This window comes from Aliivibrio salmonicida LFI1238, from assembly GCF_000196495.1.
GTDB lineage: Bacteria > Pseudomonadota > Gammaproteobacteria > Enterobacterales > Vibrionaceae > Aliivibrio > Aliivibrio salmonicida.
This window is the reverse complement of sequence record NC_011312.1, coordinates 749687-760829: the sequence shown is the minus strand read 5'-3', so window position 1 is coordinate 760829 and position 11143 is coordinate 749687. Positions and strand designations below refer to the sequence as shown.

Sequence of the window (11143 nt, the reverse complement as noted above, 5' to 3'; positions counted from 1 at the left end):
TTAAATTACAGTTTTTCTTTCTCACTGTGTAACAAGGCATCATGTAATACATTTTTCGCATTATCAAAAATAGTCTGACCTAATTCGTCATTCCACTCGGGCCACATACGCATGACATAATCATTGCTGTTTTCACCCGCGTAACGAGTTCCACTGTATTCATCAGCCATTTTTTTCAGTGCTTTTTCATGGGTTTCATCATCGTCATTCCACACACCTTTTTTATCAATGTGTGCTTCTAGCCCGGCCAACGCGGCTTTTGGTAAATAAGGCAATGGCGCACAGTTACCAGAAATATAAAGGCTTAATATCACTTCTAAATGTTGATACGCTTTTTCTGTTTCAATTGGCTCAAAATGATATATCGCATCGGTCCCAAAGAGGTGAGTAAATTGCTGTTGCTTCATGGCACACAAACACAGATGATCAATCCACGTTGCTAAGACTTCATGAGAACGAATTTTACCACCACGATAACGCAGCATTCCTTCTTTATAACGCTGCTTTAGCCAGCCTTGTAATTCCATCTCACCATGAGGAAAAGTAAAGCGTAAACGCACTTCTTGATCCTCTAATGGTGATGTCGTTAATGGCTGAATATGATCCACTAACTCTTTTACCGTGTTCACTTCTTTGTCTGCCGCGATCTCACCAAAGCTACCAATCGGTAATTTTCCTTGCGCTTTTTGTTGCTGATAAAACTCACGACTTAGTTGAAATACTTGGTTAGGATCATCATAGGCCAATAACTCTTCTAGCAATTCTGATTTCATTCCATAACCAGTACGACCATCAATAGAAAACGGTTCATCATCTTCAACTCGGCTCTCTACCGTTTCAAAAAATACTTTTAAACCACGGTTAAAGAAATAGGCGACAGGCAAGCGCCAAAAGCGTTGTAGTTCGGTTAATTCAAGCTCTTTTGATTCTGGTGCAAACACTAAAGGTTCAGTTTGGAATTCTGGCGCGGCTTGGCCTTCTAGTTTTGCGGTTGGTAACCATTCACTGGCATAACTGGTGTTATCACCCACAAAACTCTGTTGGCTATATGGGACTAATGGATGTTCTATTGTTAATTTTTTAACTAGGTGTTTAGCAGACTCTTCAGGGTTCAGCTCACTATCGCCATCTAGACAATAACTTTGCTGACAATATTCAAGCAGTTCACTCACCAAAACAGAAGGGGCTTTTTCTGTATTATCTCGAATAGAACGACCTATATAGCTGAGATAAAACGCTTTATTCGCCGATTGCAGTGCTTCTAAAAATAAATATCTATCATCATCTCGACGAGAACGGTCACCCGGCTTCATTCGTTTCTGCATTAAATCGAAACCTTCAACCGGCATCGTTCGCGGATAAGACCCATCCGTCATACCAAGTAAACAGATCACATCAAATGGAATTGAGCGCATTGGCATTAAGGTACAGAAATTTACTTTCCCCGCTAAGAAACGCTGACTCGCTTTTCCTCCTGATAAATTGTTTTTTAGGTAATTATTAATAATTGGTGCAGAGATTGGTGCATCAAATCCGGCGTCTTCAAGATTTTCTTCCAGTTTTTGCAATTGATCTCGAATGCTTTTAACGACCAGTTCACCTTCTAATTCAACAAGTAAAAAATCGTCCATTAGTTGGTTAATAATGGTGCGCCATGCATTAATTTTTTGCGCTTGGCCTAGGGTAATCTGATAAGTCAAAAGCTGATCAATAAAGTGCGCTAAGTTACCTGCTATTTCGGCATTCATGCCTTGCACTTGTTCGTAGCTCGCCATGCCTTCAAATAAGCCCGCGTCTTGCTCCATCGCATAACCAAGCAACATTCTCTGAATACCAAATAACCATGAATTTTGATTATGTTCAGGAAGATCAAAATGCGCAGAGGTGCTGTTATCCAATCCCCAGCGAATGCCGGTTTCTTCTGCCCATCGTTTTACTATTTCAAACTGCTCGGCATTAAATTTAAAACGTGACATGACCGCAGGAACTTCCAACAAACTTAATAGCTCTGACAAACCACAACGATTTTCAGGCAACGCCATCAAATTCATAAAAGCCAATAGCACTGGGTTTTCTTGCTCGGCACTTTGATCGGAAATAGCAAAAGGAATGTAGCGATCGAATGCTGCGTTACCAAAGACGGCTTGGATCGCCGCACTGTACACATTGATATCTGCTACCATCACAATAATATCGCGAGGTTTTAATTCTGGATCATTGGCAAACATATCCAATAATTGATCGTGTAAAACTTCTACTTCACGCATTGGGCTATGACATGAATGCAAAAGAATCGAACGGTCATCAGGGCTGATTGGTTGCTTGTGCTCACTGTTATCAAGCACATCATCACGACTGCGTTCTTCTAAATTTAAAATATCAGATTGGATAGAATGTAGAAGATCTTCCCTTCCTGTTGGCACAAAAATTTTATATTCATTCGGTTCTAAATCTAACAGTAATTGAAAGTTATCCCTACCTAACTTACCCCATGACGCTAATAAAGAATTCTCTGATTTGTTTGTAAATAAATCACTATCATCATTTTCTAGTGTAGATAAATCTGATGATAAACGTTTAGCTATTCGATTTTGACGATCTAATTTTGCTAGGTATTTATTATCACGTAAATCACCCCAATAATGTTGACATGGGTTGGTAAACATTAAATGCACATCAATATGTTGCCCAAGAGCCGCTAGCGCATCTAAATAACGAGGAGGCAATGAAGTGATACCCACCACAAATAAACGCTTAGGCATGCCTTTTGGCAAGGTTCCCGTTTGCAGATAATTTTCTAGGGTTTCAATAAAATGCTCGAACATATTGGCACGATGATAAGGTGAATGACCCAGCGCCAAGGTTTGGTCATACAAGGCTTGCCATAAAATAGGCTGCCAAGGATGTTCGCCTTCTAATTCTATAACCTCTTCACCCGCTTCCCATTTTTGGATCCATTCTGGGCGGAATACTAAATATTGGTCAAAGATATCGGCAATTTTTGCAGCGAGTTGGTAGCACTTCAATTGTTTGTCATCATTTTCTAAATAGCGTTGCAGTGGCGCAAATTCATCTTGTTTTAATAACTCTGGTAATAACGTCACTATCTTCCACGTCATGGCTTCTTTATTAAAAGCACTGCGCTTTGGCACGTCATCCAGAACCTGAGTAAACAAGTCCCAAATAAAAGTAGCAGGAAGTGGAAAGGTAAGATTGGCGGCAATGCCTAACTCTTTGGCGAGTTCGATTTTAAGCCATTGCGACATACCCGGACTTTGAACGAGAATTTGCTCTTGCTCAAATGGGTTATCAAGAGGGTTTAGACGAATTAATTCAACGACAAGAGATTTAAGAACATCAAGTTGATTTGAATGATAAACAGTAAACACACCCAGCTCGCTTATAAAGAAATGAAAGTCTCTATAGCTTAACGTAACTGGATGTGTTTTAAGAGAAAAAGATTACGAATTTAGTGTGCGTGTTTAGGATTTGCTAAGCGATTTACCATGCGAGTAATCGGACGATAGTGAGCTAGATAATGGACAGCAACATAACTAACAACACAGGTTGCTACCACTAATTCAACAACGGCAAGCATTCTGACTTGGTAGACATAATCAGCAACTACACCTTGAGATAACATCCAATTCGCCGTTTTAAATAATGCCGTTGCACCAATCACCATTGGGAAGGTAAATGCAGCATAGCCAGGGCTAAATGGCAGTCTCATTAATTTAAAGAAAGCCATGTAAATTACGCTTGTCATTAATACTGCAATACCGAATAAAAGCGCAATAATCACTGGTGATGGTGAAGCAGTGACTGTTAGGTAACCCGCTAATGATAAACTTGCTGGTGCTGCCATAATTGCAATCGTTGGTTTTGCAGCATCTGGTATTTCATGACAAAACATTAAACGATAAATCATGATTGGTAGCATGATGGCATAAATGATTAATCCAAACATTAATATCCAATGCGCTACTGGTGCTAATGTAGGGTTACCAGAAAAAGAAACATCCGCCACAACTAAACCAACTGGTGGTACAAACCAACTTGGCACCATGTGATGTAATTCAAAGTCTTTTGCTCGATGATAAATAAAAGAGATTAAGAAAATAAGATGAAGTGCAATTGCAGCAAGCCATAAAGCATCACCAGCGGCTGGATAAAAATGTCCCACACTGCTCGATACGACCATCGTCCCCATAGCAAACGTTGGGGCAACACTACCGACAACAGGATGTGCAAGCTCACTCCACAATACTGCTGGGTGTAATAAAAATTTAATCGCTAAAACAAGTAACAATACGGAAGCTATTGCTGCTGAAATCCATTGAGCATATCCATGGAAAGGAAGAGCATTCTCCCAACACCAGCCTAAACTTGCGATCCCAAGAGCTAACCCTGCCATTGGTGTTGGTGCGCCTACTACTTTTTGTTTTGTGTAATTAAGCATGACATTGTTCTCTTTACTATTTAACGATGAAGCCAGTTTACTACCAGACAACCATTAATAAAATTTGAATAAACTAAAGACTACGTTAAAATAAACTTAACGATGATGATCTATTAGTATTTAGGACTTCCTGTCATGAGAATTTCACTAAAACAACTCAATGTATTTACGGCAATTGCTCAAGAAAAAACAATGACGAAAGCGGCTGAGCGACTGTTTATTACAAAACCTGCGGTGAGCCTTTCATTGTCTGAACTTGAAAAGAATTTGGGTTACAAAGTATTTGATCGCGTAAATAATCGCTTAGTGTTAAATAGTGAAGGCCGCCAACTCCTTCCTTTAGCGGATGAATTACTAGAACGAGCTGAAGCTATCGAGCATCAATTCACTGCTGATAGTCAGTTGACTGGTTCATTAAACATTGGTGCCAGTGATACGATTGGTAATCATATCGCACCAGTTTTACTGAGTAAATTCCAACAACAACACCCTTGTGATATTCAACAGTTATTTATTTCAAATACCGCTCAAATCATTAATCGACTGTTGGAATTCAAACTCGATATTGGCTTAGTTGAAGGGAAAGCACATCACCCCAAGCTAAACATGATTGAATGGCAACAGGATGACATGTACATAGTATGCGCCCCTTCTCACCCGTTAGCTATGCAGAACATAATTACATTAGAAGACTTAGAACACTCAACTTGGTTATTAAGAGAAGAAGGATCTGGTAGCCGGGAGTATTTCCTTAATCATATTGCATCCAATTTAAATGATTGGCATGAGTCCTTACAGCTTCACACCACCGAAGCCATTATTAATTGCTGCTCTGAAAATATGGGGCTCGCATGTTTATCTCAATTAGCCGCTCAAAATTCGATTAATGATGGACGGTTAGTTCAGCTTCCTTATGAAAAGAAATTGACTCGTCCTTATTGGTTATTGGTTCATAAAGAAAAATATCAAACGCCATTATTGCAGTATTTTATGACTTTTATTCAACGTTAATGAGGCTATTTCTAGCCCCATAAAAATGATACCTAACGTTGGTGAGCAGGAAGATCGTGGTTTTCATAAGCGTCAGCAAACGAATGATTACGATCTCGATGTTTTGCTTCATCATCACGAATCTTTAAGATCACATCACGCAGTAATGCGTCATTTGGTAATTGATAATAGTCTATCGCTATTTGTGGTGCAGCTTCGTTTTCCACGTCTCCATTATCAATTTTACTTAAATATTCGGTGTAACTTTTACAAGCTTCTTCTTCAAAATAACCGACCACTCGGTGAGCCACTTTTGATGAGAGTAAATAAATAAAGCTATAAACAACCATAAAGACACCTTGGCCCAATAAAACCAACGTGCGCTCTATCCAGCGAGGTTTTGCAATATCTAAAAATATCATTAAATGCATTCTTTCGTTTTCAGCTTCATTCAATAATTCGCGGATCCACCCTTCATCATCTTTCATACGACGTAATGCTTTTAGGTGATTAAACATGCCGGCAACCATCCCAGGAACCGCAGCAATCGTTTCTAAAATAACGGCACGCTTTGCATATTGAGAACCATAAAAAATATTTAAAAGAAACTTTAAGCACTGCGTAATTTTATAAGCAATACGCTCTGACATTTTCGTTGTCGCTTTATGTTTTAGTTCAAAATCTGACATCATTAAGCACTCCTTTATTTAAAGTTGCATTTAAAATACAACTTTAAATAAAATTACTCAACTATTTTCCTACATTTAATTTTTTACATTTTAGCCATAAAAAATCAGTCGATTATCTCCTAGCGTTACCTCTCTCTCGCTTTCTCTCCTCCAAGTGGACAAAAAACCTCATTTACTGTATAAAACACCAGTTAATTTAATAGGAGAGACGACCATGGCTGTTATCGTCAAATATGTAGTTGAGCGCAACGGAGAAGAGAAGATGACTTTTACCTCTAAAACTGAAGCCGATGCTTATGACAAAATGCTGGATGTTGCAGATGAACTTTTTACTCTGCTAAATGAAAGTAATTTAATTGAAGATGAAGGGAAACAAGAAGAGTTGTCTCTTTACCTGGCTAAGCACAAAGAAGATGTTTTAGTTGCTTTGGGCGCAAAACGTAAACCTGTACCTAAAAAAGCAAAAATTGAAGCCGTCAAAGACGAAGAGTCTGACGCCGCTTAATTCTAAAGATACGATATATAAAAATACAAATAGCGGCTTAATGATCCGCTATTTTCTTTTCTCCACGACCACTTTAAATTCCCTTTTCTTACCTCTATTCCCTTTTCTCATTAAAATTTTCTGATTTCACTCTTCTATATCACAGCAACTATCTTTATGATGTGAAGTAAGATTTATTTTTAATACCTATCGAATTAATTAAATGACAAATTCATTACATAAGGTAAATCACTTAAAAACAAGATAGAGATTTTAATAATCAGTCATCCTAATGACCGCAATCTTGTAATAAAACAGCTAACGTAGCGATGATTTGATTGAACCAATGTGAATGAACGGATAATGATTTAAATAGGTATAAATTACTATTATTGATATGAAAATGGAGAATCATTACATGGCTCATTTTGCACTTGCCTTTGGTACAGCGACAAAAAACCGCGACAATAAAATTATTGAAGCTTTTTTCCCACACCCAGTATTAAACCCATCTGAATCATTAGTTAACGCTATTGCTAAAGCAAGTGGTTATACGGAGGGCAATCAAGCGATTGAAATTACATCTGAAGTTTGCACTGAACTTGCTAACGCTTTTGCAGCAAACGGGGATGTTCCAAACGCGGCATTCGCAGAAAAGGCAGTTCAATCAAAGCAGCCTCTTGTTCTTGTTGTTTTAGCAACTGATGAACAATCTCAATCTGTTGCTGAAGGCTTTTTGAAACTTCAATTGATCTCTAATCGTTTAGTTAAGCCACATGGCACTGTACTGGATGGTATTTTTGGTTTATTACACAATATAGCGTGGACGAACCAAGGCCCTATCGATCTTCCTGAATTAGCCGATCGCCAAATAGAAGCTCGCCTAGCTGGTGACACCCTGACTGTCGATTGTGTTGATAAATTTCCTAAAATGGTGGATTACGTTGTACCTACAGGTATTCGTATTGCCGATACTTCTCGTGTTCGTTTAGGCGCACATGTAGGTAAAGGTACAACAGTAATGCATGAAGGCTTCATCAACTTTAACGCAGGTACTACTGGTGTGAGTATGGTTGAAGGTCGTATTTCTGCCGGTGTTGTTGTGGGTAATGGATCTGATATCGGCGGTGGTGCTTCTATCATGGGTACACTTTCTGGTGGCGGTAAAATGGTTATCTCTATCGGTGAGAACTGCCTACTTGGCGCAAATGCAGGCCTTGGTTTCCCAATGGGTGATCGTTGTACGATTGAATCTGGCCTATATGTTACTGCAGGCACAAAAGTAAGCATGTTAGATAACCAAGGTAAAGAAGTTGAAGTCGCGAAAGCTCGTGATCTTGCAGGCAAAACAGATCTTCTGTTCCGTCGTAACTCTATCACTGGTCAAATAGAATGTTTAACTAATAAATCTGCAATTGAACTGAACAGCGAATTACACAGCAACAACTAATATTCACTTAATAATATGAGTATGCATTCATACTCTATTCATTGATGAAACGGTATTCTTGTGGCCAGTAACTTTATTGTTACTGGCCATTTTTATTGAAAAAGACACAAGACAACCCCACTTATTAATAAGACTAACAACAAAATAAATTCACATAGGAAATACCATGAGACTCTTACTTGCTTTATTACTGCCTTGGTTACAGTTTTTTACTATTGGTCGTCCATTTAGTGGTGTCATTTGCCTTATTTTACAATTAACTTTAATTGGCTGGATCCCTGCCGCTATTTGGTCTGTTTATGCATTAAGCCAATACAATACTGATGAAAAAATTAAAGATGCATTTGGACGATAAACAAAACTCGTTGTATTATTTTTTGTAAGCGCTAACACTTTTTTCAATGGTTTGAATGAGCAACTCTTTAAGCCATTGGTAGCGTTTATTTTCTTTGTTACGAGTTTGCCAAATCAATTGAATATCAAATTCCCCAACTTCAATTGGAGGCTCTGAGTGGACCAATTGCTCAGAGAACAAATCCAGCTGTGCCATTAACTCTGGTACAACACAGATTAAATTTCTTTTTTTCATGAGATGCCTAATCGTCAAAAAGTGCTTTGACGCGACACTCACCGCTCTTTCTGCTCCCAATGCGCTCAATTGCTTATCTACACCTGTTTTTAATGAACCATCAGGGCTAACCAATGCATGAGGCAATGAAAGATAATCATCCAGTGTTATCGGTGTTTTAAATTGATGTCTGTTTCCATCCCACATACATACATGCTTTTCTGTATATAATTTTTGATACTGTAAATCTTTTTGCTCTGGTTTCATGCTACCAATAACTAAATCAAGTGGTTCGCTATCAAACTTATCTTGGTAATTCGCTTTATCTACCGTGGTAAAACATAACTGTGCTTTTGGTGCTAATTGATGAATCGCATCAAAAATATCTGCTGCAAAAAGTAATTCTGCATAATCTGTCATTCCGATTTTAAAGGTCCCAGAGAACTCACTCGCCTCAAAGGTATCTGTCTTTAAAATATCCCCCGTTATTGTTTGTAGTACTTTATCTATCATAGGATAAAGTTGAATAGCCTTCGCGGTAGGGATCATTTTATGCCCTTGTCTTTCGAACAAAGGATCGTTTAATAACTCACGTAAACGAGAAAGACTATGGCTCATCGCTGATTGCCCGACAAATAATCTATCCGCAGCTAATGAGACACTTTTCGTTTCCATCAATGTTCTAAATACCACTAATAAATTTAAGTCGACCGCTTTCCAATTAATTTAATTCATAGTTAATAGTAATTTAATCGATTTGAATAATTGGATAGTAACTCGTAATCTTTATCCCATCAAAATGGAATGTCCGAATTTGGATGATACGTCAAAAGTTGAGTAGATTATGTTTGAAATATTTAACCGATTTTTTTTATTAGGCTGGGTTAGCTTTGGTGGACCTGCCGCTCATATCGGTTACTTCCGCAATGAATTTGTACAAAAGCGAGGTTGGATAAGTGAAGAGGAATACGCACAACTGATCGCCTTGAGCCAGTTCTTACCTGGCCCAGGTTCAAGCCAAGTAGGCTTTGCTTTGGGTTATCACAGAAAAGGACTCTTTGGCGCTCTACTCGCTTCAATTGGTTTCACATTACCTTCCATTCTTATCATGGTGTTATTAGCAAATATAAGCCATTCATTCTTTGGTAATGACATCTTTGAAGGCATCATTCATGGATTGAAATTATTAGCCGTTGTTGTTGTTGCTGATGCCATCATGGGAATGTATAAGAGTTTTTGTAAGGACAAAATCACGATACTTTTATGTATTATGACCGCAACCTTATTATTAATACTCCCTTCAATAAGCACACAATTAATTGCACTGTTAATTGCCGCGATTATAGGTCGAATTTATCTAAAATCAGATAAGGTGACTGAGATTAAAAAAGAATCTAAAGGCATTAATTGGTTACCCTTAATTATCTTTGCACTTTGTTTCTTTGCTTTACCTGCTATCGTTAATCATTCGCCATTACTCCTTCTTTTTTCTGATTTCTTCCAAGCAGGTAGTTTAGTCTTTGGTGGCGGTCATGTAGTCTTACCATTACTACAAAATATCGTTGGCGACCAAATTAGTACGGATAGCTTTTTAACGGGTTATGCTGCAGCTCAGGCTGTTCCCGGTCCAATGTTTACCTTTGCAACGTTCTTAGGATATGAATTGTGGAGTGAACAGCCAATTCTTGGTGCTTTAGTTGCAACCATTGCTATTTTCTTACCGGGATTTTCATTAGTACTTGGAGTATTTAGTCATTGGCAGGTTCTAGCTCAAAAACCAGCATTAGCAGGAGCAATTACGGGAATTAATGCTTCTGTTGTCGGGTTACTAATCGCAGCGCTGTATGACCCTGTATTTACAAGCGCAGTAGGCTCAGGGGTAGATATGGCATTAGTTATTATTGGCTTTGCATTACTTAAAGTACTTAAACTTCCCATTGTAGGTTTGGTTGGCTTCTTTATTGCCGCTGGTGGTATGTTGCCTTTCGTTGGTTGATAAACATTAAGGTGGGTATAAATTCCCACCTTTAGTTTACCAGCATTCCTTAGGCTCACTTTTATTAAATTGATTTAAAGTAATCGCAGTATAAGTTTTCCCTGAGCATGTATCCTTTATCTGTGCCTTTATAGGAGTAGCTTTAATCGTATAAGTTGTAGCAGTTAACCCCTCTAAGCTCAGAGTATATTTATCCGATTGTGTTTCACAAAAAGAACAAGTTCCCCCGCTAACGATAGAGCTAGCTATATCTGAATAATTAGTTATATATTTCGTTTCTAATTCTAATTGAATTTTCGCCATATCAGCTAAGGCAACGATACGGTTCGCCTTTAATATATGGTTTGTATACGCAGGATAAGCAATCGCTGACAATAAACCAATAATAGCAATTACGATCATAATTTCGATCAGTGTCATACCCCTTATATGAACACGAGATAAGTTACATTTATTTATTAGAATCATTTCTATTTATCCTTCTCTAAATATCTTTCTATTTTTCAT

Annotated in this window: 10 protein-coding genes; 5 read left to right on the top strand and 5 right to left on the bottom strand. The window is 38.1% G+C overall.

From position 1 onward, the window contains the following. Nucleotides 1-5: 5 nt before the first annotated feature. Nucleotides 6-3389 carry an exodeoxyribonuclease V subunit gamma gene (gene recC / locus VSAL_RS03840; protein ID WP_012549485.1) on the bottom strand — a complete coding sequence of 1128 codons (3384 nt, stop codon included), beginning with the start codon at nt 3387-3389 and terminating at the stop codon, nt 6-8. 80 nt (nt 3390-3469) lie between these two features. Continuing rightward, on the bottom strand, nt 3470-4459 hold the full coding sequence (locus VSAL_RS03835) for a TDT family transporter (protein WP_012549484.1): 990 nt from the start codon (nt 4457-4459) through the stop codon (nt 3470-3472). A 135-nt stretch (nt 4460-4594) separates the two neighbouring features. On the opposite strand from VSAL_RS03835, the gene VSAL_RS03830 reads away from it, so the two are divergent. Then, complete coding sequence (locus tag VSAL_RS03830) at nt 4595-5470, top strand: LysR substrate-binding domain-containing protein (RefSeq protein WP_012549483.1); 876 nt, start codon at nt 4595-4597, stop codon at nt 5468-5470. A 32-nt stretch (nt 5471-5502) separates the two neighbouring features. Here VSAL_RS03830 and VSAL_RS03825 read toward each other — a convergent pair whose 3' ends face one another. Next, nucleotides 5503-6138 (bottom strand): alternative oxidase, encoded by a 636-nt coding sequence (locus VSAL_RS03825; RefSeq protein WP_026025540.1) that lies wholly within the window; start codon nt 6136-6138, stop codon nt 5503-5505. Nucleotides 6139-6352: 214 nt separating this feature from the next. Here VSAL_RS03825 and VSAL_RS03820 point away from each other — a divergent pair, with 214 nt between their 5' ends. The 3 genes from VSAL_RS03820 (at nt 6353) to VSAL_RS03810 (ending at nt 8427) form a co-directional block, all read left to right on the top strand. Further along, nucleotides 6353-6643: a YebG family protein gene (locus tag VSAL_RS03820; RefSeq protein WP_012549481.1), complete on the top strand. Its 291-nt coding sequence runs from the start codon at nt 6353-6355 to the stop codon at nt 6641-6643. 397 nt (nt 6644-7040) lie between these two features. After that, nucleotides 7041-8072 (top strand): 2,3,4,5-tetrahydropyridine-2,6-dicarboxylate N-succinyltransferase, encoded by a 1032-nt coding sequence (gene dapD, locus VSAL_RS03815; protein WP_044583188.1) that lies wholly within the window; start codon nt 7041-7043, stop codon nt 8070-8072. Between the two features lie 166 nt (nt 8073-8238). Then, nucleotides 8239-8427 carry a YqaE/Pmp3 family membrane protein gene (locus tag VSAL_RS03810; protein WP_012549479.1) on the top strand — a complete coding sequence of 63 codons (189 nt, stop codon included), beginning with the start codon at nt 8239-8241 and terminating at the stop codon, nt 8425-8427. Nucleotides 8428-8442: 15 nt separating this feature from the next. Here the strand turns inward: VSAL_RS03810 and VSAL_RS03805 are convergent, their stop codons facing one another. Then, the gene (locus tag VSAL_RS03805) at nt 8443-9366 is read right to left on the bottom strand and encodes a LysR family transcriptional regulator (RefSeq protein ID WP_044583187.1); all 924 of its coding nucleotides are present in this window, start codon (nt 9364-9366) and stop codon (nt 8443-8445) included. A 118-nt stretch (nt 9367-9484) separates the two neighbouring features. Here VSAL_RS03805 and chrA point away from each other — a divergent pair, with 118 nt between their 5' ends. Then, nucleotides 9485-10636 carry a chromate efflux transporter gene (gene chrA / locus VSAL_RS03800; RefSeq protein WP_012549478.1) on the top strand — a complete coding sequence of 384 codons (1152 nt, stop codon included), beginning with the start codon at nt 9485-9487 and terminating at the stop codon, nt 10634-10636. A 36-nt stretch (nt 10637-10672) separates the two neighbouring features. On the opposite strand, the gene VSAL_RS03795 is transcribed toward chrA, so the two are convergent. Further along, nucleotides 10673-11056 (bottom strand): type IV pilin protein, encoded by a 384-nt coding sequence (locus tag VSAL_RS03795; RefSeq protein WP_269447615.1) that lies wholly within the window; start codon nt 11054-11056, stop codon nt 10673-10675. Between the last annotated feature and the right edge of the window lie 87 nt (nt 11057-11143).

Coding starts and splice junctions, on each gene's coding strand:
- VSAL_RS03825 (WP_026025540.1), bottom strand. CDS start 6,138: ATGTCAGATTTTGAACTAAAACATAAAGCGACAACGAAAATGTCAGAG.
- VSAL_RS03835 (WP_012549484.1), bottom strand. CDS start 4,459: ATGCTTAATTACACAAAACAAAAAGTAGTAGGCGCACCAACACCAATG.
- chrA (WP_012549478.1), top strand. CDS start 9,485: ATGTTTGAAATATTTAACCGATTTTTTTTATTAGGCTGGGTTAGCTTT.
- VSAL_RS03830 (WP_012549483.1), top strand. CDS start 4,595: ATGAGAATTTCACTAAAACAACTCAATGTATTTACGGCAATTGCTCAA.
- VSAL_RS03795 (WP_269447615.1), bottom strand. CDS start 11,056: ATGACACTGATCGAAATTATGATCGTAATTGCTATTATTGGTTTATTG.
- dapD (WP_044583188.1), top strand. CDS start 7,041: ATGGCTCATTTTGCACTTGCCTTTGGTACAGCGACAAAAAACCGCGAC.
- VSAL_RS03810 (WP_012549479.1), top strand. CDS start 8,239: ATGAGACTCTTACTTGCTTTATTACTGCCTTGGTTACAGTTTTTTACT.
- VSAL_RS03820 (WP_012549481.1), top strand. CDS start 6,353: ATGGCTGTTATCGTCAAATATGTAGTTGAGCGCAACGGAGAAGAGAAG.